The 22,567-nt window shown below is 66.7% G+C and carries 22 protein-coding genes, 1 tRNA gene and 2 riboswitches; of the genes, 18 read left to right on the forward strand and 5 right to left on the reverse strand.

Features of this window, described 5'->3' with window-relative positions; all coding sequences use genetic code 11:
• Positions 1-153: 153 nt before the first annotated feature.
• From SLG_RS00005 to SLG_RS00070, 14 genes are all read left to right on the forward strand, one after another.
• Positions 154-999, forward strand: a complete 846-nt coding sequence (locus tag SLG_RS00005) for a pyruvate, water dikinase regulatory protein (protein ID WP_014074328.1) — start codon at positions 154-156, stop codon at positions 997-999.
• Positions 996-1,601 carry a Maf family protein gene (locus tag SLG_RS00010; protein ID WP_014074329.1) on the forward strand — a complete coding sequence of 202 codons (606 nt, stop codon included), beginning with the start codon at positions 996-998 and terminating at the stop codon, positions 1,599-1,601. Before SLG_RS00005 ends, SLG_RS00010 begins: the two co-directional genes overlap by 4 nt.
• Positions 1,598-2,422: a shikimate dehydrogenase family protein gene (locus SLG_RS00015; RefSeq protein ID WP_014074330.1), complete on the forward strand. Its 825-nt coding sequence runs from the start codon at positions 1,598-1,600 to the stop codon at positions 2,420-2,422. Before SLG_RS00010 ends, SLG_RS00015 begins: the two co-directional genes overlap by 4 nt.
• 9 nt (positions 2,423-2,431) lie before the next feature.
• On the forward strand, positions 2,432-3,037 hold the full coding sequence (gene coaE, locus SLG_RS00020) for a dephospho-CoA kinase (protein ID WP_014074331.1): 606 nt from the start codon (positions 2,432-2,434) through the stop codon (positions 3,035-3,037).
• Positions 3,038-3,064: 27 nt separating this feature from the next.
• Positions 3,065-3,766, forward strand: coding sequence for a DNA polymerase III subunit epsilon (gene dnaQ, locus SLG_RS00025; protein WP_014074332.1), 702 nt, complete (start codon positions 3,065-3,067; stop codon positions 3,764-3,766).
• Between the two features lie 69 nt (positions 3,767-3,835).
• Positions 3,836-4,426, forward strand: coding sequence for a ribosome hibernation-promoting factor, HPF/YfiA family (gene hpf / locus SLG_RS00030; protein WP_014074333.1), 591 nt, complete (start codon positions 3,836-3,838; stop codon positions 4,424-4,426).
• Between the two features lie 226 nt (positions 4,427-4,652).
• Positions 4,653-5,120, forward strand: coding sequence for a PTS sugar transporter subunit IIA (locus tag SLG_RS00035; RefSeq protein ID WP_014074334.1), 468 nt, complete (start codon positions 4,653-4,655; stop codon positions 5,118-5,120).
• Entirely contained in the window at positions 5,080-5,580 is a 501-nt protein-coding gene (locus tag SLG_RS00040; protein WP_041391652.1) for a PaaI family thioesterase, read from the forward strand. The genes SLG_RS00035 and SLG_RS00040 overlap by 41 nt, the downstream gene beginning before the upstream one ends.
• A complete protein-coding gene (locus SLG_RS00045) occupies positions 5,577-5,918 on the forward strand; it encodes a DUF1491 family protein (protein WP_014074336.1) in 342 nt (113 codons plus the stop codon). Before SLG_RS00040 ends, SLG_RS00045 begins: the two co-directional genes overlap by 4 nt.
• Positions 5,919-6,138: 220 nt before the next feature.
• Complete coding sequence (locus tag SLG_RS00050; RefSeq protein WP_231848709.1) at positions 6,139-6,714, forward strand: cell wall hydrolase; 576 nt, start codon at positions 6,139-6,141, stop codon at positions 6,712-6,714.
• Between the two features lie 70 nt (positions 6,715-6,784).
• Positions 6,785-7,294 (forward strand): MmcB family DNA repair protein, encoded by a 510-nt coding sequence (locus tag SLG_RS00055; protein ID WP_014074338.1) that lies wholly within the window; start codon positions 6,785-6,787, stop codon positions 7,292-7,294.
• A 238-nt stretch (positions 7,295-7,532) separates the two neighbouring features.
• The gene (acs, locus tag SLG_RS00060) at positions 7,533-9,476 is read left to right on the forward strand and encodes an acetate--CoA ligase (RefSeq protein WP_014074339.1); all 1,944 of its coding nucleotides are present in this window, start codon (positions 7,533-7,535) and stop codon (positions 9,474-9,476) included.
• A 95-nt stretch (positions 9,477-9,571) separates the two neighbouring features.
• Positions 9,572-9,671: riboswitch (glycine riboswitch) on the forward strand.
• 1 nt (position 9,672) lies between these two features.
• Positions 9,673-9,761: riboswitch (glycine riboswitch) on the forward strand.
• A gap of 57 nt (positions 9,762-9,818) precedes the next feature.
• Complete coding sequence (locus SLG_RS00065) at positions 9,819-11,030, forward strand: D-amino acid dehydrogenase (protein ID WP_014074340.1); 1,212 nt, start codon at positions 9,819-9,821, stop codon at positions 11,028-11,030.
• A 105-nt stretch (positions 11,031-11,135) separates the two neighbouring features.
• Complete coding sequence (locus SLG_RS00070; protein WP_014074341.1) at positions 11,136-11,807, forward strand: peptidylprolyl isomerase; 672 nt, start codon at positions 11,136-11,138, stop codon at positions 11,805-11,807.
• A gap of 61 nt (positions 11,808-11,868) precedes the next feature.
• Here the strand turns inward: SLG_RS00070 and SLG_RS00075 are convergent, their stop codons facing one another.
• Both SLG_RS00075 and SLG_RS00080 read right to left on the reverse strand, forming a co-directional pair.
• Positions 11,869-16,524: an NAD-glutamate dehydrogenase gene (locus SLG_RS00075; protein ID WP_014074342.1), complete on the reverse strand. Its 4,656-nt coding sequence runs from the start codon at positions 16,522-16,524 to the stop codon at positions 11,869-11,871.
• 134 nt (positions 16,525-16,658) lie between these two features.
• Complete coding sequence (locus SLG_RS00080) at positions 16,659-17,957, reverse strand: PAS domain-containing protein (RefSeq protein ID WP_231848710.1); 1,299 nt, start codon at positions 17,955-17,957, stop codon at positions 16,659-16,661.
• Between the two features lie 368 nt (positions 17,958-18,325).
• Here SLG_RS00080 and SLG_RS00085 point away from each other — a divergent pair.
• The 3 genes from SLG_RS00085 to SLG_RS00095 all read left to right on the forward strand — a co-directional run bounded on the left by SLG_RS00085 (position 18,326) and on the right by SLG_RS00095 (position 19,160).
• Positions 18,326-18,401, forward strand: a tRNA-Thr gene (locus tag SLG_RS00085).
• Positions 18,402-18,594: 193 nt separating this feature from the next.
• Positions 18,595-18,852 carry a hypothetical protein gene (locus SLG_RS00090; protein WP_014074344.1) on the forward strand — a complete coding sequence of 86 codons (258 nt, stop codon included), beginning with the start codon at positions 18,595-18,597 and terminating at the stop codon, positions 18,850-18,852.
• Positions 18,849-19,160, forward strand: a complete 312-nt coding sequence (locus SLG_RS00095; RefSeq protein WP_041391653.1) for a hypothetical protein — start codon at positions 18,849-18,851, stop codon at positions 19,158-19,160. Before SLG_RS00090 ends, SLG_RS00095 begins: the two co-directional genes overlap by 4 nt.
• Before the next feature lie 179 nt (positions 19,161-19,339).
• Here SLG_RS00095 and SLG_RS21580 read toward each other — a convergent pair whose 3' ends face one another.
• Positions 19,340-19,501: a hypothetical protein gene (locus tag SLG_RS21580; RefSeq protein WP_014074346.1), complete on the reverse strand. Its 162-nt coding sequence runs from the start codon at positions 19,499-19,501 to the stop codon at positions 19,340-19,342.
• A gap of 136 nt (positions 19,502-19,637) precedes the next feature.
• Between SLG_RS21580 and SLG_RS00100 the strand changes: the two genes are divergently transcribed.
• Entirely contained in the window at positions 19,638-20,369 is a 732-nt protein-coding gene (locus SLG_RS00100) for a hypothetical protein (RefSeq protein ID WP_014074347.1), read from the forward strand.
• 144 nt (positions 20,370-20,513) lie between these two features.
• Here the strand turns inward: SLG_RS00100 and SLG_RS00105 are convergent, their stop codons facing one another.
• Entirely contained in the window at positions 20,514-20,870 is a 357-nt protein-coding gene (locus SLG_RS00105; RefSeq protein WP_014074348.1) for a response regulator, read from the reverse strand.
• Positions 20,867-22,315 (reverse strand): sensor histidine kinase, encoded by a 1,449-nt coding sequence (locus SLG_RS00110; RefSeq protein ID WP_014074349.1) that lies wholly within the window; start codon positions 22,313-22,315, stop codon positions 20,867-20,869. Before SLG_RS00110 ends, SLG_RS00105 begins: the two co-directional genes overlap by 4 nt.
• Between the last annotated feature and the right edge of the window lie 252 nt (positions 22,316-22,567).

Here is a 22,567-nt window from a genome sequence, read left to right on the forward strand (position 1 = left end):
TCATCCACATTTCCCACAGCCTGTGCGCAAACCGGCCCTGCTGTGGACAAGTGATCGAGTCGCGATCGCCGTAGCGCGGACGATTCCGGGTCGGCCTTTCATCCACTGTCCTGTCCCTTGCCTTATCCGGCATTTATCCACATGGTTCCCCGCATGGATCGGCTGAACCTGCACCTGCTTTCGGATTCCACCGGGGAAACGCTGGAACATATCGGCAAGGCGGCGATCGCGCAGTTCGAGAATGTGGAGACGATCCGTCATTTCTGGCCGATGGTCCGCTCCGAGCAGCATCTGGAACGCATCATGGAGGAAGTCGGGCGCAATCCCGGCATGGTGCTTTTCACGCTGGCCAACCAGTCCCTGCGCCGCAAGCTGGAGAGCAGCTGCCGCGCCATGGGCATTCCCTTCGTCGCGCCGCTCGACCCGGTGACGGATGCCATGTCGAATCTTCTCGGTCAGGAGACGCGCAACCGGCCCGGCCGCAAGCATGTGCTGGACGAAGCCTATTTCGCGCGGATCGACGCGATCCAGTTCACCATCGCGCATGATGATGGCGTCGGCTGGGAAAACTGGGAGGAAGCGGACATCGTCCTCGCCGGCGTGTCGCGCACTTCGAAGACGCCCACCAGCATCTATCTCGCTAATCGCGGCTACAAGACGGCCAACATCCCGCTCGTGCCCGAATCGCCGCCGCCGCCCAGCCTGTTCAAGCTCCGGCATCCGATGGTCGTCGGCCTGACGGCGGGCGCCGAACGGCTGGTGCAGGTGCGCCGCAATCGGCTGCTGTCGCTCAATCAGGCGCCGGCCACGCCTTATGTGGATATCGAGCGGGTCAACAGCGAGGTCGCGCATGCGCGCCGCATGTTCGCCGATCAGGGCTGGCCCGTCATCGACGTCACCCGGCGTTCGATCGAGGAGACGGCGGCGGCCATCGTCAATCTCTATCAGGAGCGGTTGAAGAATCTCGCCGCCGGGCTGGGCAGTTCGCTTCCGGTATGAGCGGGCCGCGTCTCATGCTGGCCTCGCAGAGCGAGAGCCGCCGCCGTCTGCTGGAGCAGGCCGCAGTCCCCTTCGAGCTGGTGGAAGCCGGCATCGACGAGGACGCCGTCAAGGGTGCTCTGGAAGCGGAAGGCCTCAGCGCGCGGGATCTTGCCGATGCGCTGGCCGAATGGAAGGCGCAGCGGCCCTCCATCCGCCATCCCGGCGATTTCGTGCTCGGCTGCGACCAGACGCTAGAGCTGGACGATGGCAGCCGGGTCGACAAGGTCGCGACACGGGAGGAAGCCGCCGCACTGCTGGAGCGGATGAGCGGCCGCGCGCACAAGCTGCACAGCGCGGCGGTGATCGCGCAGGGCGGCGCGGCGCAATGGCGCCACATCGAGAGCGTGACGCTTCACATGCGGCCGCTGAGCACCGCGTTCATCGACCGCTATCTCGCGCTCGATTGGGAGGCGTGCCGGTGGTGCGTCGGCTGCTACCGGGTGGAGGGGCCGGGCGCCCAGCTCTTCTCCCGCATTTCCGGCAGCCTGTTCGCCGTGCAGGGCCTGCCCCTGCTGCCTTTGCTCGACTATTTGCGCACACGCTCTATCTTGCCGGCATGAGCCAGCAACGCCCTTATGCCGAAGTGATCGGCGATCCCATCGCGCACAGCAAGTCGCCGACCATCCATAATTTCTGGCTGGAGGCGCTCGGCATCGATGCCGAATATCGCAAGACGCATGTGCGGCCGGACGAGCTTGCTGCCTATTTCCTGCGCCGGCGCGCCGATCCGGACTGGCTGGGCTGCAACATCACCATACCGCACAAGGTCGCGGCGCTGGAGTTCGTGGACGATCCGGGCGGCGTGCGCGAGCGGATCGGCGCGATCAACACCGTCGCCTGCGAGACGGGCGGGCCGCTGATCGGGACCAACACCGATGCCGGCGGCTTCCTCCAGCCGCTGCTGGCGCGCAAATGGCAGGGCAGCAGCGCTGTTCTCGCCGGCACGGGCGGCGCGGCGCGCGCCATCGGCTTCGCGCTGCGTTCGGTGGGCGTGAGCGCGATCACCATCGTCGCGCGCGATGCCGCAAAGGGCCATGCGCTGCTGGAAAAGCTCGGCATGGAAGGCGATGTGCAGGATTTCGCGGCGCCGTTGCCCGCTGCGGATCTGCTGGTCAATTCCTCCTCGCTTGGCATGGTCGGCCAGCCGCCTTATCAGCCCGATCTGCGCGCCTTGCCGGACCGGGCGGTCGTCTATGACATCGTATATGCGCCGCTCGAGACGCCCCTTCTCGCCGCTGCGCGCGCGCGCGGGCTCGAGACGGTGGACGGGCTGGAAATGCTCATCGGCCAGGCGGCGCTTGCCTTCGACATCTTCTTCGATGCCGATGCCCCGCGCGCGCTGGATGCGGAGCTGCGCGAACGCCTGCTCGCGCCCGCCTGACCGCCGTCCATGCCCCATCGCCCTTTCAGGCTCGGCCTCACCGGATCGATCGGCATGGGCAAGTCCGCCGTGGCCGGCATGATGCGCGCCATGGGCGTGCCGGTGTTCGATACCGATGCACAGGTGCACCGGCTGCAGGGCCCGGACGGCGCGCTGATTGGCGCGATCGAGGCGCGCTTTCCCGGCACCACCGGCGCGGGCGGGGTCGACCGGCAGGCGCTGGGCGCGCGGGTCATTGGCCAGCCTGAGGAAATGGCGGCGCTGGAAGCCATCGTGCATCCGGCCGTGCGCTCGGCGCGCCGCGATTTCCTGGCCCGGCATCGCGCTTATCCCATCGTGCTGCTCGACATTCCCCTGCTGTTCGAGACGCGGGCCGAGCGCGGGCTGGACATGGTCGCGGTCGTCTCCGCGCCTTTCTTCCTCCAGCGCCGCCGGGTCATGGCGCGGCCGGGGATGACAGAGGCGCGCTTCCGCCGGATCCGCGCCAGCCAGATGCCCGATCACGTCAAGCGCGCGCGCGCCGATGTGGTGATCGAGACGGGCTGTCCCAAATGGCGGACAAGAGCGCAGGTGCGGGGCCTGATTGCTTGCCTTCGCCGGTCGCTGGTCCGATAATGCCAACCCCACGAGTCTAGAGCGACAATGCGCGAAATCGTCTTTGATACGGAAACCACTGGCCTTGATCCGCTGACCGGGGATCGGCTCGTCGAGATCGGCTGTGTGGAGCTGGTCAATCGCATTCCCACCGGCGCGACCTATCATTGCTATTTCAATCCGGAGCGCGCGATGCCCTCGGCGGCCGAGGCCGTGCATGGCCTGTCCGACCGGTTCCTGGCGGACAAGCCGCGCTTTGCGGAGAAGGCCGCCGAGCTGCTGGACTTTCTGGGCGACGACAAGCTGGTGGCGCACAATGCCCGGTTCGATTTCGGCTTCCTCAATGCGGAGCTGGAACGCTGCCGGCTACCGCTCGTTGATCTCGAGCGCATGATCGACAGCCTGACCATCGCCCGCACGCTTCATCCCGGGGCAAAGCACAGCCTCGATGCGCTGTGCTCGCGCTACGGCATCGATCGCAGCCACCGCGTCAAGCATGGCGCCTTGCTGGACGCCGAGCTGCTTGCGCAACTCTATATCGAACTGACCGGTGGACGGCAGATCGGCCTTGGCCTGGTGGCGGAGGCGCAGATCGTGGTCGGCACGAGCGCGGCCGTTCTGCGTCCCGCCATGGCTGGCCGCGCGCCGCGTCCGCCCCGCCCCTTTTTCCCCAGCGAAGCGGAACTGGCGCGCCATGCGGCCTTTCTCGACAAGCTGGACAATCCCATCTGGCGGGATGGCGTGGCCTAGGGCAACGGCCCGGGGCCCCGCCATCCCGCTTACACAGGCCATCAAGGCCCAAGAAGAAGGAGAAAGTTGATGGACATCCGCGTATCGGGTCACCAGGTCGACACCGGTGAAGCCCTGCAGGAGCATGTCTCCACGCGCTTGAAGGCCATTGCAGACAAATATTTCTCGCGCACCATTTCCGCGAGCGTGACGTTCAGCCACGCCCCGCATGGTGCCTTCCGCTGCGATATCGTCTGTCATGTCATGTCCGGACTCATCCTGAAGGGCGCCGGTGAGGCGCATGACGCGCACCACTGCTTCGACCAGGCCGCCGAACGCATCGACAAGCAGCTGCGCCGCTACATGCGCCGCCTCAAGGACCGGCATGAGCAGACCGCCGCTGCCGAGGCGCAGCGCGACGCGACGGATACCATCGACGATGCGAGCTATGTCGTCTTCCAGTCGAGCGGAGAGGACGATGCGGAGGACATCGCTGACGCGCCGGTGGTGATTGCCGAGATGCGGGTGGATATCCCCCGGGCAAGCGTGTCGGACGCGGTGATGATGCTCGATCTGCGCAACACCAACGCGCTGCTCTTCGTGAACAGCGGCACCGCTGCCTTCAACATGGTCTACCGCCGCAATGACGGGACGATCGGCTGGGTCGAACCCCCCAAGTGACTGCCGGCGGCTGATCGGATGATGCGGGGCGGGAATGACGCTGCCTCGCTCGGATGGCCTTCGCTGCGCCGACCAACGACCCCACCCCTGCCCGGCGGCGGGGGTGGCGGTTGACCCCAGGGGCTATAAGCTCTATGGGGCCCCACGGTTTCTCCCCGCGGCAGCGCAGGGCCGGCTCGCCAGCATCCGACATCATCTGCAGGCCGCCGCAGGACACAGGTTGAACATGGATAATTTCAGCGACTTGCTGGCAGCGGACGCTGTTTCGTCTGCGGTCACGCTTCCCAACAAGAAGCAGCTTTTCCAGAAGCTCGGGCAGCTTGCGGCCGACGCCTACGGCCTCGATGCGACCGAAGTGATCGAGCGCATCACGGAGCGCGAGCGGCTGGGTTCCACCGGTTTCGGCGGCGGCATTGCCATCCCCCATGCCAAGCTCGATCATCTGGACAAGGTGCACGGCGTCGTCGTCCTGCTCGCCGAACCCATCGCGTTCGATGCGATCGACGAGGCGCCGGTGGATGTCGTGTTCATGCTGCTCTCGCCGTCGGACAGCGGCGCGGAGCATCTCAAGACCCTGGCGCGTGTCTCACGCCTGCTGCGCAACGAGCGTCACCTCGCCCGCATTCGCGGCGTGCGCTCGGATGCCGCGCTTTATGCCCTGCTCGCCGGCGGCGAGACGCGTGACGCTGCCTGAGGGCATGGCGCCCTCGGGTGAGGCTGCCCATTTTCGCGCGCTGGAGCGGCTATATGCCTCGGCGCGCATCAACCAGCTCTTTCCCTCCCGGCTCTCGGTCACTGCGCCGGGAGAAGCGCGCATCGCCTTCGATGTGAACGAGACCTATTTCCATGCCGGCGGCGCTACCCATGGCACGGTCTATTTCAAGATGCTCGATGACGCGGCCTTCTATGCCGCGAACAGTCTGGTGAGCGATCGTTTCCTGCTCACCACGGCCTTCAACCTCTTTTTCACGCGCCCGCTCCGCGCCGGTCCGGTCGTGGCGGAGGGACGCTGGCTCAGCGGGAAGCGGCGCGTCTATGTCGCCGAGGCGCGGCTGATCGACAGCGAGGGCGAGGAAGTCGGTCGCGGCACCGGCACGTTCATGCGCTCCACCATCGCGCTTGCCAGCCTGCCCGGCTATGCCGAAGCGCCATGAGCAGCCGGCCGACGACGCAGTTCCTGGTCGGTGCGCTTGTGCGCGCCGTGGAAGCGCAGGGCGGCATGGCCGCAGTGCTTCACAAGGGCGAGCCGGAGAGTGGCAGCATTGTCGTGCAGCTCGTTGAAAAGGGACGAAATCATGGCTTCTACGAGCGCGTGACGGCGCTGTCTGGTGCTGTGGAACTCACTCCCTGCGGGCCGCGAAATATGGATCAACCATTTGAAATGATGGAATATATTGAGCGTCGCGTGCGTTCGGACCCGGATATCTGGTTCGTGGAACTGGATGTCGCAGACGGGGAACAGCTCGCCGCCGCGATCCTCTGCGCTGCTTGACAATACAGCGCCCAGCGGCAAAGAGCGCCTCCACTCCCGCGCAGGTTGCCCAGGCGGTCACGGGGACACGCCATGGCAAACACGCAGACGGGGGGCGGACCGGAGCATCGAGTGACCGCATGACAAATGCGGCCCGGGCTTCGTCATCCGACCCACCGCCATATTCTGAAGGTTCATGCCCAACACTACTGTCATCGCCGCATTGACGGCGTTCGGACTCATGTCGTCCACTCTCGCGCTGGCTGAAGTCACGGATACTTCGCCGGCCGTCTTCGAGGTTCCTGCTACTGTGAACGCGCCAGCCGCGCTTCCGGTTCCGGTCGAGCCCGATACGTCTCTTTCGTCCGATGCGGGCTTCTCGCCGCTCGCGGATCCCGAGCAGCCCGACAGCCTGCCGGAACTGGTCGCCGCCGTCGATGAGCGCGGCGCCCTGAGCGAAGACGAGCATTGCCTCGCAACCGCCATTTATTACGAAGCGCGCAGCGAGAGCCTGTCCGGCCAGCTTGCCGTCGCCAATGTCGTCCTGCAGCGCGCCAAGTCGGGCCGTTTCCCCACCAGCCTGTGCGGCGTGGTGACTCAGCCCGGCCAGTTCAGCTTCGTGCGCAGCGGTCGTCTGCCCACGGCGCCCGAGACCGCACCGCAGTGGCGCACCGCCAAGGCCATTGCCGAGATCGCCATGGAAGGCAGCTGGGAAAATCCCGTGCAGGGCGCCCTCTTCTTCCACAGCACCCGGGTCCAGCCGGGCTGGAACCGGGCGAAGCTCACGCGCATCGGGGGCCATGTCTTCTACCGATAAGGCGTGCTTTCGGGGGCCGGATGCGTTCAGGCCCCTTGTTCTTGTTCCTGTCTTGTTCTAATCCGGTCGAATGGATTGCGTTTCCGGCCCTGATCTCGTCCTGCAGACCGCGTTGCTCGAGGGCACGGCGCCGGCAGTGACGCGCGGCGTCCTGCGCCTGTTCGCCCGGCACGATATTTTCGGCGTCGCGGAAGTGCCGCTGCCCAATGGCCGGCGGCTCGACATCATGGCGGTGGACGCGCGCGGCAGCATCATCGCGGTCGAGATCAAGTGCAGCCGGGCGGATCTGCTCGGCGATGGCAAATGGCCGGATTATTTCGACTATTGCGATCGCTATTTCTGGGCGGTGCCGGCGGGGTTCGATCTTTCGCTGTTCGAGGGCGAGGCGCTCTGGCCGGGACGCACCGGGCTCATCGTCGCGGATCAATATGATGCCGAGATCGTGCGGGCCGCGCCCAGCGAGCCACTCAGCCCGGCCCGTCGCAAGGCGGAGGTCCAGCGCCTTGCCCGCCGCGCCGCCCGCCGCCTCGCGCAGCTGGCCGATCCCGATGGGCAAATTCTCTGGGGCGAAGGCGCCTGACGCGACGGCATATCATGCGCGACCTCTCCCGCTGATCGCCGCCTGGGGGTGGCCAGCCCACGGCTCGCGTGCCGGAATCCATGGACAAGCGTGCCGGAACGTGCATCCATATCTGCAAAGGATGCAATCGCCAGCCCGGGTTCCCGGCCAATAGGATTAGGCTGCTGCCAATTCCAAACTTGGTATGTGTCCGGTCCGCCGCTCGCGGTCAGTCCGGCAAGAGTCAGGAGAGAGCGCCTTGAATCAGACCGTTTATCCCGTTCCCGCCGAATGGCGTCAAAGAGCCTATGTCGACGCGGAGGCCTATGCCCGCCTCTATGCGCAGTCCCTCAGCGATCCGGAGGGCTTCTGGCGGGAGCAGGCGCAGCGGCTGGACTGGATACGGCCCTTCACGCAGGTGAAGGATACGAGTTTCGACGAGGCCGATTTCGGCATCCGCTGGTTCGCGGACGGCAGTTTGAACATCGCCGCGAATTGCCTCGATCGCCATCTGGAGACGCAGGGCGATGTGCCGGCCATCCTCTGGGCAGGCGACGATCCGGCCGAGAGCCGCACCATCACCTATCGCGAGCTCCATGAGGAAGTCTGCCGCTTCGCCAATGTGCTGAAGGCCAAGGGTGTCCGCAGGGGCGATCGCGTCACCATCTACATGCCGATGATTCCCGAGGCGGCGATGGCGATGCTGGCCTGCGCGCGCATTGGCGCCATTCATAGCGTGGTGTTCGCCGGCTTCTCGCCGGAGAGCTTGGCGGGACGCGTCACGGATTGCGATTCGAGCGTCATCATCACGGCCGACGAGGGTCTGCGCGGTGGGCGGAAGATCCCGCTCAAGGCCAATGTCGACGAGGCGCTCGGCCATTGCACGGCGTGCGCGACGGTCATCGTCGTGCGGCGCACCGGCGGCCCGGTGACCATGGTGCCCGGCCGGGACTACTGGTATCATGAGTTGCGCGAGAGCGTGCCGGCGGATTGCCCGGCCGTGGAGATGGGTGCGGAAGACCCGCTGTTCATTCTCTACACGTCCGGGTCCACCGGAAAGCCCAAGGGCGTGCTGCACACGACGGGCGGCTATCTGCTCTGGGCGGCGCTCACCCATCATGTCGTGTTCGATTACAAGCCGGGCGAGATCTACTGGTGCGCGGCGGACATCGGCTGGGTCACGGGGCACAGCTACATCGTCTACGGCCCGCTCGCCAACGGCGCGACGACGGTGATGTTCGAGGGCGTCCCCAGCTACCCCGATTTCAGCCGCTTCTGGCAAGTGGTGGACCAGTTCGGGGTGAACATCTTCTACACCGCGCCCACCGCGATCCGCGCGCTCATGCGCGAGGGCGACGAATGGGTCCGCAAGTCCAGCCGCAGCTCGCTGCGCCTGCTGGGGTCGGTCGGCGAGCCGATCAACCCGGAGGCGTGGGAATGGTATTATTCCGTCGTGGGCGAGCGCCGGTGCCCGATCATGGACACATGGTGGCAGACGGAGACCGGCGGGCACATGATCACCCCGCTGCCCGGCGCCATCCCGCTCAAGCCGGGCAGTGCCTCGCGGCCCTTCTTCGGCGTGCAGCCGCAGGTCGTCGATCCGGAAGGTCATGTCCTGGAAGGCGCGGTGGAAGGCAATCTCGTCATCGCGGACAGCTGGCCGGGCCAGATGCGTACGGTCTGGGGCGATCATGAGCGCTTCTTCCAGACCTATTTCTCGACCTATCCCGGCAAATATTTCACGGGGGACGGCTGCCGGCGCGATGCGGATGGGGATTACTGGATCACCGGCCGCGTGGACGACGTCATCAACGTCTCGGGCCATCGCATGGGCACGGCGGAAGTCGAGAGCGCGCTCGTCGCTCATGCCAAGGTCGCCGAGGCGGCCGTCGTGGGCATGCCCCACGACATCAAGGGCCAGGGCATCTATGCCTATGTGACCTTGAACGCGAACGAGGAAGGGGATGATGCCCTGCGCGCCGAGCTGGTGCGCTGGGTGCGCCACGAGATCGGCCCGATCGCGACACCGGACGTCATCCAGTTCGCTCCTGCCCTGCCCAAGACCCGCTCGGGCAAGATCATGCGCCGCATCCTTCGCAAGATCGCCGAGAATGCCGTGGACCAGCTGGGCGATATCTCCGCGCTCGCCGATCCGGGCGTGGTCGATCATCTCGTGGCGAACCGGCATCGCGCCATCGCCTGAACCGCCGCCGCGCGCGCCCGTCCGGTCCTGCCGGCGCGGCGCGCGAGGCGCGTTGACAAGATTTCAAGGTTGCGACATAAAATTACGGTCCGCCATGACGCGATCCGGGAGAGTCCGGGCCCGATCAGTCAGGTCCGGCGCCGAAGGAGCAACCGGTCCCGGAAACTCTCAGGTACCAGGGACCGGATCGCCAGGACAGTCTGGAGAGAGGCGTCCGGCCAGGCGCCCACCGAAGGGGAACGGTCCGCGCCGCGGATCGACGCTCTCAGGTAACCGAACAGACGGGACTATGCCTTCTGTGGAGAGGGTAATGAGTCACGGCCTGCCCGGGAGTGTCCAGCCATGGCGAGAATCGCCGTCGTCGGTAGTGGAATAACAGGAATTACATCAGCTTATGCGCTGGTCCGCGCGGGTCATGAGGTGACGGTCATCGACCGGCATCGTTATCCCGCGATGGAGACGTCCTTCGCCAATGGCGGCCAGCTCTCCGCCAGCAATGCGGAAGTGTGGAACAGCTGGGGCACGATCCTCAAGGGCTTGCGCTGGATGACGCAGCCGTCCGCGCCGCTGCTCCTCAATCCCCGGCCGAGCTGGCACAAGCTGAGCTGGCTTGCCGAGTTCTGCGGACAGATCGGCAATTATCGTGCGCACAGCATCCAGACGGCGCGCCTCGCCATTGCCGCGCGGGAGCATCTCTTCCGGGTGGCGGAGGAGGAGGACATCGCGTTCGATCTCGAGCGACGCGGCATCCTGCATGTCTATCATGACGCGGCCGGCTTTCGTCAGGCCGATCGCGCCAATGCGCTGCTGCGCGAGGCGGGGCTGGATCGCTATCCGGTCACCCCGGCCGAGATCGCGCAGATCGAGCCGGCGCTGAACGGCACCTTCCATGGCGGCTTCTTCACCCCGTCGGACAGCACCGGCGACATCCACAAGTTCACGCGCGGGCTTGCCGCGGCTTGCGAACGTCGCGGCGCCGCACTCAGGCTCGGGGCGGGCGTGGAGCGGATCGTCGCGGGCGAGCGGGAGGTGCGGCTGGAGCTGGCGGCGCCCGATGGCGGTACGCTTATCTGCGATCGGCTGGTTGTCTGCGCGGGCGTGGAAAGCCGGCGGCTGGCCGCGAGTCTGGGGGACCGGGTCAACATCTATCCCGTCAAGGGCTATTCCATCACGGTCGCGCTCAATGACGAGGCGAGCCGCGCCGCGGCGCCGTGGGTCAGCCTGCTGGACGAAAGCGCCAAGATCGTGACGAGCCGGCTGGGTGCCGATCGCTTTCGGGTCGCGGGCACGGCGGAGTTCAACGGCTACAACAGGGATATCCGGGACGATCGCATCCGTCCTTTGGTTGCCTGGACGGAGCGGCTGTTCCCGGGCGTGGAGACCGATGCGGTCGTCCCCTGGGCGGGGCTGCGGCCGATGACGCCGTCCATGATGCCGGTGGTCCGCGCCGGGCGGAACCCGCGGGTGCTCTACAATACCGGGCACGGCCATCTCGGCTGGACACTCTCGGCCGCGACGGCGGAGATGCTGAGGGGGCTGCTCGACGGGGAATGAGCCCGTCCGGGCGGAAGATGCCCGGCGCTCGTCCCGCCACGGTTGAACAGGCACGCGCAGATGTGACATGCTGGGGGGACGATCCACCTCAGCCCAGGAACGATCTTGCTGTTTTTGTCCCGCTTTCTCCTCGCCCTGGCGGCCTTTCTCATCCTGCCTCTCTCCGGTCTCCAGGCCCAGCCGCCTTCCGCCAGCCGGCCGACGCCGGGTTATGTGCGGGTCCGGCTCGAGACGAGCATGGGCAATATCGTGCTGGCGCTGGATGCGAAGCGGGCGCCGCTCACCACGAAGAACTTCCTCGTCTATGTGGATGACGGGCGGCTGGACGACACGACCTTCTATCGCGCCACGCGCCACAAGGGCAATCCGAAGACCGGCTTCGTCCAGGGCGGCATCGATACGGATGCGCGGCGCATCTATTTCCCGACCGTGAAGCTGGAGCCCACGGACAAGACGGGCATTCGCCATCTCGACGGCGTCATTTCCATGGCGCGGCACAAGGACCCGGATTCGGGCACCGGCAATTTCTCGATCCAGGTCGGCCCCAATCCCACGCTGGACGCCCGGCCCGGCTATCCCGGTTATGCCGCGTTCGGCCATGTTGTGGCGGGCATGGACGTGGTGAAGCGCATTCTCGCGCTGGACACATGCTGCGGGCGCGGCGTCATGTTCGGACAGATGATCAAGAACCGGGTGACGATCGTCCGCGCGGTCCGGCTGGACGGCAAGCCCGCGCCGACCGGCGCGGTGAAGCCCTGGCTGATGCGCCGGAAATAGCGCAGCGGGAGGCACCGGCGCCGACTCCCGCCGGGGCCGGTGCCTCCCGATGTATCGCCGCTTATCGCGCCAGCAGTGCCCGGGCCTGTCCGGTCAGTTCCGCCACCATCGCCGCGCTCGGGCCGGCGGCCGCCTGCGCGCGGGTGATGAGCTGGCGGAACTTGGCCACCGCACCTTCGTTGCGCTCCAGCCATTCCGCCACATAGGGGCCGGTTTCCTTGTAGCGCGCGCCGGAGAGGAAGGAGAGGCGCATCTGCTGGAGGTCGCGGGCGCTGCCGGCGACCAGCAGGCGTTCCCACGGGTCGGTCGGGCTCATCCGCGCCGCCAGTCCCTGCAGCCAGTCGATGCCGAGCGCTTCGCCCAGATGGGTGAAGGCGCCGGCCACCGCGACTTCGCCCTGGGCGAGGTCCTTGGCGAGCAACGAAAGGCCGATCGCGCCGTCCATCTTCACCAGCAGCACGGTCCGCGCCGCCAGGGCCTTGCTCACGCCCAGCTCGCTCAGCTCGGACATCTGCGCGGTGGTCCGGCGTGCGGGCTCCGGCTGCAAGAGGCTGTCGACTTCCTTCACGAGCGTTGCCATCGGGGGCGTCAGCGCGGCGATCGCGTCGCTTGGCCGCATCGCGGCGGGCAGCGAGCGATGGGCATCGCCGATATGCGCCGCCATCGCATTGGCGACCTGGCGATACAGCGCGAGCCGTGCCTGTTCGCTCAGCTTCGCGGCGTCGATGTCATCCCACAGGGCGCGCACGTCGAACAATTGCTCGGCAATGACGAAGGCCCGTGCGATCTCGTCGAGCGTGCAGCTTGCTTCCTCCGCCAGCGTGAAGGGCAGGATGACGCCCAGCCGGTTGACGATGCGGTTGGCGAGCTTGGTCGCGATGATCTCGCAGCGCAGCTGGTGCGCCTCGATCGCGTCGGCCTCTTCCTCCCGCATCCGGGGCGGGAAGGCACGGATGAGGTCGCTGGTGAGCACCGGGTCGGCGGCGAGGCTGCTTTTCTCGATGGCGTCCTGAAGCGCCAGCTTCGCGGTGGAGAACAGCACGGCCAGCTCCGGCCGGGTGAGGCCGATGCCCTCGCCCGCGCGGCGCAGCAGTTCCTGGTCGCTGGCAAGGCCCTCCACTTTCCGGTCGAGATGGCCGCCATTTTCCAGTGTCGCGATCAGGCGGACATAGGATGCCAGATCGTCGGTGCCGCCCGCCTGCGCGATGGAAAGGCCGAGCGCCTGCAGGCGATTGTCCTCCAGCACGATCTCGGCGACGTCGTCGGTCATATCGGCCAGCAGGGCGTTGCGGGCGTCCTCGCTCAGGCGGCCCTCGGCCATTTCCTTGTTGAGCGCGATCTTGATGTTCACTTCATTGTCCGAGCAATCGACGCCGGCCGAATTGTCGATGAAGTCGGTGTTGATCCGCCCGCCCCGCAGCGCGAAGGCGATGCGCCCGGCCTGAGTCACGCCCAGATTGGCGCCCTCGCCGATCACCTTGGTTCGCACATCCTCGGCGTCGACACGCAGCCGGTCGTTGGCGCCGTCGCCCACGTCCGCGTTGTTCTGCCCGGCCGCCTTGATGTAGGTGCCGATGCCGCCGAACCAGATGAGGTCGCTTTCCGCGCGCAGCAGGGCGGAGATCAGCGCGGTGGGCTCCATCGACGTTTCGCTGGTCCCGACGATGGCCTGCATTTCCCGGCTGAGCGGGATGCTCTTGAGCGAGCGCGGGAAGACGCCGCCGCCCTTCGAGATGAGCTTGCGGTCATAATCGTCCCAGCTTGAGCGGGGCAGCTTGAACAGCCGCGCCCGTTCCTTCCAGCTCGCCGCCGGATCGGGCTCGGGATCGATGAAGATGTGGCGGTGGTCGAAGGCAGCGACCAGCTTGATCGCCTTGCTGAGCAGCATGCCGTTGCCGAACACGTCGCCGGACATGTCGCCCACGCCGATGACGCGCACGCTTTCCTTCTGCACGTCGATTCCCATTTCGGCGAAATGGCGCTGCACGCTGATCCAGGCGCCGCGCGCCGTGATGCCCATCGCCTTGTGGTCATAGCCGTTCGAGCCGCCGCTGGCGAAGGCATCGCCCAGCCAGAAGTCGCGCTCGATGGCGATGGCGTTGGCCACGTCGGAGAAGGTTGCGGTGCCCTTGTCCGCCGCGACGACGAAATAGGGGTCCTCGCCGTCATGGATGACGACATTCTCGGGATGGACCACCTCGCCCTTCACCAGATTGTCGGTGACGGAGAGCAGCGAGCGGATGAAGATCCGGTAGCTCTCGGTGCCTTCGGCGAGCCAGGCGTCGCGGTCCGCGGCGGGATTGGGCAGCATCTTGGGATAGAAGCCGCCCTTGGCGCCGGTCGGCACGATGACGGCGTTCTTCACGCGCTGGGCCTTCATCAGCCCCAGGATCTCGGTGCGGAAGTCGTCGCGCCGGTCGGACCAGCGCAGGCCGCCGCGGGCGACGCGCCCGGCGCGCAGGTGGATGCCCTCGACGCGCGGCGAATAGACCCAGATCTCGCGCCAGGGGAGCGGCCGGGGCAGGCCCGGCACTTGCGCGCTGTCGATCTTGAAGGCCAGCGCTTCCTGCGCGGCGGGCGAGAAGGCATTGGTGCGCAGCGTCGCGCAGATGACGGCGCGATAGAGGCGCAGGATGCGGTCGTCGTCCAGCCCGTTCACGCCCTCGAGCGCCGCGTCGATCTCGGCATTCAGCGCGGCCGCCGCATCCTTGTCCCCGCGGCGCTCCGGGTTGTGCCTCGCGTGGAAGAGGTCCACCAGCATCCGCGCGATGCGCGCTTCCCGCCCGAGCGAATCGACCACGGTGGACAGGCCGTAGGAGATGCCCGTCTGGCGCAGGTAGCGGAAGATCGCGCGCAGGATGATGATGTCGCGCGGGCCGATGTCCGCCGTCACGATGAGCTCGGCGAAACTGTCATTCTCGGCCCGTCCTTCCAGCACGGCGTCGAGCGCTTCGCCGACGATCTCGGCGCGGTCAAGCACGGGCGCGGCCGGGCCGCCGTCCTGCCGTTCGAGCGCGAACCGCTGGATGTGGCCGAGCGCGCTGTCGGCGCCGACGCCGGTGCTCCGCTCGTCGAGCGCCCGGAAGCCGAAATTCTCCAGCGCCGGCACGGCTTCGGAAAGCACCAGCGGCTCGAGGCTGTAGATCTTCACGCGCAGCCGGCTCTCACCGTCCGATGCGATGCGGTAGAAGCGCACGGAGCGGGTGCCCGGCCCCGGCAGCCGGTGCAGGGCGAGGATGTCCCGCGCCGCTTCCTCGGCTCCCGCGCTTTCCCGGTAGGAGAGCGGCAGGCCCGGCGCGTAGCGCTGGGCGAGGATCGCCGCGCGCGTGGTTTCGCCCAGGTCGAGCAATCCCTGCTCGACGGCCGGCACCCAGCCGCGCAGCATCCGCTCGAGCTGATGGTCGAGCGCCTCGGCGTCCGGCATGTGGCCGCCGTCGCGCACGTCGAACGTGAAGCGCACCAGCGCAAGGCCGCTGTCCTCCAGCGCGATGGACCAGCCGAGCAGCGTCGCATTGGCCGCGCTGGCGAGCATCCCGCCAATGGCTTCGCGGCGCGTGGTCGAGAGGTCGTCGCGCAGCATCCAGACGAAGGCGAAGAGATGCCGGTCCAGCGCGTCGCTCACCAGCTCCAGCTTGGGCCGGGGCCGGTCCGCCAGCGACATCGCGGTCAGCGTCACGCGCTCGCGGTCCTCCGGCTGGAAAGCCATCATGATGTCGTGCGGCAGGGTGGTGAGCGCATGCACCATCGTCTTGGCGGCATGGCCGGTCGGATCGTAGCCGAAGCGGGCCATGAGGCCGAACAGCGTGTCGCGCAGGCCCGGGATTTCCTCGGGCCGGGCAGCGAGCGCGGCGCTCGTCCACAAGCCGGCATGGATGGAGAGCGCGGTGATCTCCTCGCCCTCGCGCACCGGCACGATGAACAGGTCGATCAGCACATGGCGATGCACGCGCGACATGCGGTTGGATTTGAGGATCAGCGGCCCGGCATGGCCGGCCTCGAACCAGGCGAAGGCATCGGCGATGCGGCTGCGGGCGATCAGCGGCTCGTCGGCGAAGGTGCTGATGCCCTTGGCGCGGCTGACATTGCCTTCCCGGTCGCGCTGTTCGTGGCCGAGCTGGGTCAGGTTGCCCTTCTGCAGCCAGCGCAGCAGGTCGCCGCCTTCGCCCGCGCCCAGCCGGTTGGCATCCGCGTTCATCGCGTCGACCATGCTGCGCCAGGCGCCCACGGCCGCCCGCACATGCGCGAGGGTGAGTTCGAGCGCGCGCGCCAGGGCCTGCCGGCCTCGCGCATCGATCCGGTCGGTCTCGATGTAGATGAAGGATTCGCGCGTCGCGCCGTCATCGTCGCCGATGGCGGTGAGGCGGCCTTCCGCGTCGCGCCGGACGGGGAGGATCGGGTGCGCGAGCAGGTGAATCACCAGCCCCGCGTCGCTCAGGCAATTGCCGATGCTGTCCACGAGGAAGGGCTTGTCGGCATTGATGATCACCAGCCGCTGGCGCCGGGTCACGGCGTCGCCCCGCAGCTCGTCGCTGCTGCTGTCGATCAGGATGACGGATTCGCCGTCCTTGCGAACGGCCGCCGCTTCGCTGACGAATTGCGCGGCGGCGTCCAGCGCGCTGCCGCTCAGCGCGTCCCGTTCGCTGCCGTGCAGCCCGTCCGCGAGGGCCTTGGCGATGTGGAAAGTCGTCGATGCTTCGGAAGTGAGTGTTGCGCTCATGCCATCCTCTCTCGATGGTCGCGTCGAAGGGGTCGCGGCGCGCGACTGGCGCCGGTGTTATTTTCTTGCGTTAGACCTCTGACGATAAAACCGCAACTCGGCCTCTGCCCTTCGCGGCAGGGCGAGGGGAAAACTCAGACCTTTCGAGCGGCGGCGGCATAGACGCGGCCGGTCAGCCGGTCTTCCTGGTCGAGCGCGGCCACCATGGCGAGCTGCCCGTCCGCGTCCCGCCGCAGGATGACGACTGCGAGGCCCGTCTCGTCGAAGGGCAGTGCTTCGGGGGTGATCGTGCCGGCTCCGCGCAGCTTGCGCCGGGCGCGGCTGCCGGCTGCCGGGCGCGTCGGCACGCTGGCGCCGCGACGACGCGCGCGCACGCTGGCGACCAGCCCCTTGAGCCCCCCGGGGATGCTGTGGAGATACTGGGTCAGCGCGCCGGGCTCCATGCCCTCGGCCAGCGCATGGTCGATCGCGCAGACGAACTCGGCGAGGCGGGTCTTGTCATAGTCCGCGCCGAAGACGAGCTTGGCGAGCGCGGTCAGCGGGCTGCGCGGCTGCACCTCGATGCCGGAATCGGCCAGCAGCTCGGCATAGTCGTCCGGCCGTGCGGCTGCCACGGCCGCGAAGGCGTGGGCGAGGCCGATGGCGCGATAGAGGGCATGGCGCGTGCGGCCCTCGCTGGCGTTGGCGGCTGCCGCGGCCTCGCGTGCCTGCGCCAGCGAATCGCCCAGCGCCGTCTCGCTGTCGGAATGGTCTATGAGGTCGGGCGTGAGGTCGAGCGCGGCATTGTCCCACATCCCGTCCTCGGCCGTCGGCGTCTCATCGAGGTCGTCGAAGCCATCGTCGGGACCGAGGTCGAAGCTGGTGGGGCCGTCGGACCAGACCGGCACGCCGGTCGGCATGGCCAGCGCACCCGGCCCGGCCGCGGCGACTTCCGCGGCGATGCTGTCGGCCAGGTCCTCGGTGACCACTTCCTTCCAGTTGATGACGCCATAGACGAAGTCGATGGTGTCGTCGTCGGTCGAGAAGGGCATCATGATGCCGCGATAGAGAATCTCGGCACCGCGCTGGTTGGTGAATTCCGCCTCGAAGCCGATCGGCGCGGCATTGGCGATGATCTGGAGATAATGGTCGGTGATGCGCGAGAGCAGCGTGCGCGCCGGGATCTGGCTGACACGGCTGACCGGGCTCGTCAGGTCGCACTGCGCGGCCAGCGCGCTGCCGAGGAAAGCGATCGTCGGGTCGTCGATGCCGCTGGTGAAGTCCAGCAGCACGCTATGCGAGCCGAAATCGTGGATCTCGGCGGGATTGAGATCCTCGATATTGGGCAGCGAGCGGTCGCCCAGCAGCGATGCCCAGTAATTATAGGCGCGGATGTGCATCCGGCGCTCGTCGAAGCGGACGATAGGCGGCGCGTCCATTGCGTCGTCCAGCATTATGGCCTCCTCGGCCGCGCTGTGCCCCTGTGCATCCATGGTCTGACTCGTCGATCCGCCGTTGCGATTGGCCGGACACTTGCGCACGGAAGGGTAAATTCGGGGTAAAGGCGGGGCCGGATCGTAACCGCTCATTAGGACTGTTGTCCCGCGCCGGGCCACGCGATCGTCCCGATCCGGCGGGATCGGGCGCCATGCCGGAGGATCGCACGCGCCGGCCCGCGCCCGCTCGTCCGCCCGCACCGATGCCCCGGCCCGCACTCTAATGGCTTGCCACGCGCCACCACTGCTGTTAAGCGCCGCCGCTGCGCGGGAAAGCCCTTCACCAAAGGCCCTCGCGCAGAAGGACCGCAGGCCGGTCCACCGGAGCCGCTTTAGCTCAGCCGGTAGAGCATCGCATTCGTAATGCGAGGGTCAGGTGTTCGAGTCACCTAAGCGGCACCATTTCTTCGAAACCGGCGGGAAAGCCGGATTCCGACAGGCCAATAGGTAACTATCTAAGAGCTTTTCTCTGTGGCTTGACCGCCGGGAGCCGCCGCAGATCGGCTGGGTTAAGAAAAACCTCGGCCGCGAAACGCCAGCGAAGCGATATAATGATGCCGCGACGGGCGCTCGGCCCGGTCAGGCGCCCACGTTGATGCGGACGATGCCGGATGGCTCGAAGCGGCCGGTCAAGTTCGATGGCGTACAGGGCGAATATGTGATCGACCGAAAGTTCAGGGTCGTGAACCGTCCCAGGGCGCGTGCCCAGTTATTGCGGCAGTCGGAAGCACTGGCGCATAATCGGGCCATTGGAACTTGGGAAGTGCCCAATGAAGCCGAGCGAATCGCTGCGCTCAAGTTGTTTAAAGAGATGAAGATCACGAACATCAAGGTGAGGGTGGTGAAGCCATGAGCGCAATAGGGGTGGCGCGGATTATCGCTGATTTCATATTGTTTCTGGATCTCACCGATGATGATGTTCTTGATCCTGATGCAGCTGTCCTCATGATGGAGGATGTGGCAGCGAGGCTTCAGGATTTGGACAAAGCTTTTCTTCGACAACTGGTCGATGCTTTTCCTGTGATTGCCTCAGAATATAGCGGCGAGGCCCACAAATTGGTGCTCGACATACCCTATAGCTTCTATCTTGAGGAAACACTTGCCGCCGGCGACCCGGTGAGGCTAGCCGAACTGGAAGCGCTCCGCGACGCGAGGGATTGAACGTCCGGTTCTAGCGCGGGGTCGGATCACGACCTTTCGACGCCGCCCCTGTTACGCGCGATCAATAGAAAATTCGCAGTGATTTGAGCGCCCATCCTTGTCGTCTGTGGGGCACCATTTTCTGTCAAAACCATGAACGGCGGTAGCACCGCCCATGCCGCTCTTTGCGGCAGCCGCTTTCAGGACCGTAGTGGATCCAGCGACACGCGCTCCCGGCGGACGCGTTCCAGATCATCCTTGCGACGCTTTTCAGCATCATCCGAACGGTAGGGAATATTCGCGAGCAACATCTGCAGCCGCGACGGATCGAGCACGCGCCCGAGCAGACCATCGAGGACCATCCCGTCACAGTTCCTTTTCCTGTCCGTTGACGCAAAAGCCTCTCGAGATCGTAGAAGGCTTGGTCCGGTGACCTGCTTAACTTGCCGTTTAGCAGAACTCCGATAGGGGAGGCGTCAATCCGCAGCAGGAGCCATCATGATAGAGGTTGATCTTCGCCGCCTTTGCACCATCACTCAGGGCGTGGCGCACCAGCATATGCCTGCATGGGCCAATCTGACCGCGAATGTCATCAAGGGCACAAAGACGGACCCCGGGGACCTTGCGGGGCCCGGCATTTATACCTGCTTCTGGGACCGGGCGCTGATCTACATCGGCGCTTACAGCGGTCTCGCTCACGATCCGTTCGGCGGCCACGTTATCGATCGTGCCTTCAAGCATATTGTCGGATTTACGCTGCGTTCCGATCAGCTGTTTTTCAACGATCGTCCGCTGCGCGCCATCATCGACGGCCTTGACCATGAGATCGCCCGAGATCTCGCGAGGGCACGCGAGCAGGGTGACCGAGTGCGTTCGGGGGGAGGGCCTGAAACCGCGCTGGGGCCCAATGGCGCCTTTTGTGCGACCGAGAGAAAGGCCCGTTTCGCGGCAAGGCACTGGGATGTGCTCCGCGGTGCAACCCCTGACGAACTCTTTCGCCGCCTGACCTTTGCCTATCGCCGGCTCATGCCGCCTGCCTCGCTGGTGAGCAAGAAGGCCATTCAGAAGGATTGGATCGACCAGATCGAGAAGAAGCTGATCACCGCATTCGAGCCATGCTGCAACACGTCGGGGCGTCGCGGTCCGGATGGCCCGCCCGCGAGCCTGCAACAGGTGTCCGAAGCCCTCGACACGGCAATTGCCGCGGTCCGCGCCTCGCATAAGCTATGATCCGCCGCAGATCGGTTGGGTGAACGAGCATCTCGGCCTCTTTGTCCGCTGTTGCGGCCATCCTGCTCCCACCCTCGGCCCTGCCCCGTCCCCGGCCACAGTCGCCTCGTGCGCCGATGATGTCCGCACCCTTCCTCGTCCGCCTTACATCCCCTGCGCGCGTTTCAGGGCGCGTTCGATGTCGCGGAAGCTGTAGGGTTTCGCGACGGTGGGCACTTGCGCATGGGCATCCTCGTGCATGGCGTCGCCATAGCCGGTCGCGAAGATGAAGGGGATGCGCCGCTCGGCCAGCGCCGCTGCAACCGAATAGCTCTGCTCGCCGTGCACATTCACGTCCAGGATCGCCGCATCGGGAGGCTGGCGCGCGATCATCTCCGTCGCTTCCGCGAGCGTGTCGGCGAGGATCGGGCTGGCGCCCGCTTTTTCCAGCATGTCCTCCAGGGCAAGGGCGAGGATGGGCTCGTCCTCGATGATGAGGATGGCGAGGCCGCGCATCGTCATGCCGGGCTCTTCGGGATGCGGGCGTCGATCGTGCAGCGCAGGCCCTCTGGCTCGAAGTGCAGGGCCACGGCCCCGCCCAGCCCGGGCGCTATGCCGCGCTGGATGAGCCGCGTGCCGAAGCCGCGCCGCGTGGGCGGCTCCACCGGAGGGCCGCCCCGCTCCCGCCACTCGATCGCCAGCCGGCAGTGATGCTCTTCCTCCTCCACCGTCCAGGCGAGGTCCACTCGCCCCTCGCCGGCCGAGAGCGCGCCATATTTGATGGCGTTGGTGCTCAGCTCATGCACCACCATCGCCATGGCCATCGCCGCTTGCGGGGGTAGCCGGATGTCCGGCCCGGCGAGGTGGAAGCGCGCGCTGTCCGATCCGGCCGTGGCCTCGATCGCGCTGCGCACGGTGTCGACCAGCCGCGCGGCCTGCCAGCTCTGCGCGGTGAGCAGGCTGTGCGCTGCCGCCAGCGCGGTGAGCCGGGCATCGAAGGTCGTGCGGGCCTGCTCCGATCCCGGGATGCCCCGGAAGGACTGGGTCGCAAGCCCCTGCACGACCGCGAGCGTGTTCTTCACCCGGTGGTTCAGCTCGTGGATGAGCAGTTCCTGCTGCTCCTGCGCCTGCACCTGCTCCGTCACGTCATTGCCCTGGACGAAGATGCCCGTCACCGCGCCGGCGCCATCGAAGATCGGCTGATAGATGAAGTCGAGGAAGCGTTCCTCGTCTCCTTCGGGCCCCTCATTGGCGAGCAGGATCCGCTGGTTGCGGCCGACATAGGGCTGCCCGCTCTCGCGCACCGTATCGAGCAGCGCGATGAAGCCCTGCGCGACGATTTCCGGCAGCGCCTCGGCGACCGGCCGGCCGATCAGGTTGCGCTGCCCCACGAGGCGGAGATAGGCGCGGTTGGCGAGGCGGACTTCGTGGCGCGGCCCGCTCAGCACCGCCATGAAGCCGGGCGCCTGGTCGAACAGGGCCTTGAGCTGCTCGCTTTCCTGGCTGAGGTCCAGATTGCGCGCCTGCACCGCATTGGCGCGCTGGACGAGGCCCATCTCGTCCCGCATCGCGCGCAGGCTCTCGAGCTCGGTCACGTCGACGGTGTGCTGGAGGATGTGGCGCACCTCGCCATCCGCATCGTGCAGCGGGGTGTGCGTCGCGCTCCAGTAGCGCTGGTCCATGCCGCCGTCCGGCCGGCTGATGTCGTAGCGGATGAGCGCCAGCTCGTCCGTCTGCCCGGTGTCGAGCACGCGCCGGAGCGAGCCTTCCAGCAGCTTGTAGCTTTCCGAGTCCGGGTCGCTGGGAAAGGCCTCGAACATCGTGCGGTCGACCAGCTCCTCGCGCGTCCGCATGGTGGCCTTGAGATAGGCATCGTTCATCCACACGAGCCGCAATTCGCGATCAAGCACGACATAGGCATTGGGGGATCGGGCAACCAGCATCCTGAAGTCGATCGTCGCCGGCATGCGCACCCATCTCCCCGCTGATACTGCTTCTGCCGGCCAGGTCCTGCAGAGGCGACTCCCACGTCAGCCGGCATTATCAGTGCTGCCGTGACCTTAGCGCGCTGCGGGCGGCGCGCAAGAACGCAGCGCCGGGCCGTTTGGGGAAAGAATGGCGGGGCGACCCGTGGCGCACGCCACCGGAACGAGCCGCGCATGCCGACGACATGACGGAACCTCGCTGGCCGCCATCGAGCGAGCGACGACCCTATGGGA

This window comes from Sphingobium sp. SYK-6 (assembly GCF_000283515.1).
Classification (GTDB): domain Bacteria; phylum Pseudomonadota; class Alphaproteobacteria; order Sphingomonadales; family Sphingomonadaceae; genus Sphingobium; species Sphingobium lignivorans.

Excerpts from the sequence above, each read along its gene's own strand:
- dnaQ (WP_014074332.1), top strand. The coding sequence starts at position 3,065 with ATGCGCGAAATCGTCTTTGATACGGAAACCACTGGCCTTGATCCGCTG.
- coaE (WP_014074331.1), top strand. The coding sequence starts at position 2,432 with ATGCCCCATCGCCCTTTCAGGCTCGGCCTCACCGGATCGATCGGCATG.
- SLG_RS00100 (WP_014074347.1), top strand. The coding sequence starts at position 19,638 with ATGATAGAGGTTGATCTTCGCCGCCTTTGCACCATCACTCAGGGCGTG.
- SLG_RS00110 (WP_014074349.1), bottom strand. The coding sequence starts at position 22,315 with ATGCCGGCGACGATCGACTTCAGGATGCTGGTTGCCCGATCCCCCAAT.
- SLG_RS00005 (WP_014074328.1), top strand. The coding sequence starts at position 154 with ATGGATCGGCTGAACCTGCACCTGCTTTCGGATTCCACCGGGGAAACG.
- SLG_RS00075 (WP_014074342.1), bottom strand. The coding sequence starts at position 16,524 with ATGAGCGCAACACTCACTTCCGAAGCATCGACGACTTTCCACATCGCC.
- SLG_RS00045 (WP_014074336.1), top strand. The coding sequence starts at position 5,577 with ATGAGCAGCCGGCCGACGACGCAGTTCCTGGTCGGTGCGCTTGTGCGC.
- SLG_RS00080 (WP_231848710.1), bottom strand. The coding sequence starts at position 17,957 with ATGCTGGACGACGCAATGGACGCGCCGCCTATCGTCCGCTTCGACGAG.
- SLG_RS00090 (WP_014074344.1), top strand. The coding sequence starts at position 18,595 with ATGCGGACGATGCCGGATGGCTCGAAGCGGCCGGTCAAGTTCGATGGC.
- SLG_RS00095 (WP_041391653.1), top strand. The coding sequence starts at position 18,849 with ATGAGCGCAATAGGGGTGGCGCGGATTATCGCTGATTTCATATTGTTT.
- SLG_RS00055 (WP_014074338.1), top strand. The coding sequence starts at position 6,785 with ATGGATTGCGTTTCCGGCCCTGATCTCGTCCTGCAGACCGCGTTGCTC.
- hpf (WP_014074333.1), top strand. The coding sequence starts at position 3,836 with ATGGACATCCGCGTATCGGGTCACCAGGTCGACACCGGTGAAGCCCTG.
- SLG_RS00010 (WP_014074329.1), top strand. The coding sequence starts at position 996 with ATGAGCGGGCCGCGTCTCATGCTGGCCTCGCAGAGCGAGAGCCGCCGC.
- SLG_RS00040 (WP_041391652.1), top strand. The coding sequence starts at position 5,080 with ATGCCCTGCTCGCCGGCGGCGAGACGCGTGACGCTGCCTGAGGGCATG.
- SLG_RS00050 (WP_231848709.1), top strand. The coding sequence starts at position 6,139 with ATGTCGTCCACTCTCGCGCTGGCTGAAGTCACGGATACTTCGCCGGCC.
- SLG_RS00105 (WP_014074348.1), bottom strand. The coding sequence starts at position 20,870 with ATGACGATGCGCGGCCTCGCCATCCTCATCATCGAGGACGAGCCCATC.
- SLG_RS00065 (WP_014074340.1), top strand. The coding sequence starts at position 9,819 with ATGGCGAGAATCGCCGTCGTCGGTAGTGGAATAACAGGAATTACATCA.
- SLG_RS00015 (WP_014074330.1), top strand. The coding sequence starts at position 1,598 with ATGAGCCAGCAACGCCCTTATGCCGAAGTGATCGGCGATCCCATCGCG.
- SLG_RS00035 (WP_014074334.1), top strand. The coding sequence starts at position 4,653 with ATGGATAATTTCAGCGACTTGCTGGCAGCGGACGCTGTTTCGTCTGCG.
- SLG_RS21580 (WP_014074346.1), bottom strand. The coding sequence starts at position 19,501 with ATGGTCCTCGATGGTCTGCTCGGGCGCGTGCTCGATCCGTCGCGGCTG.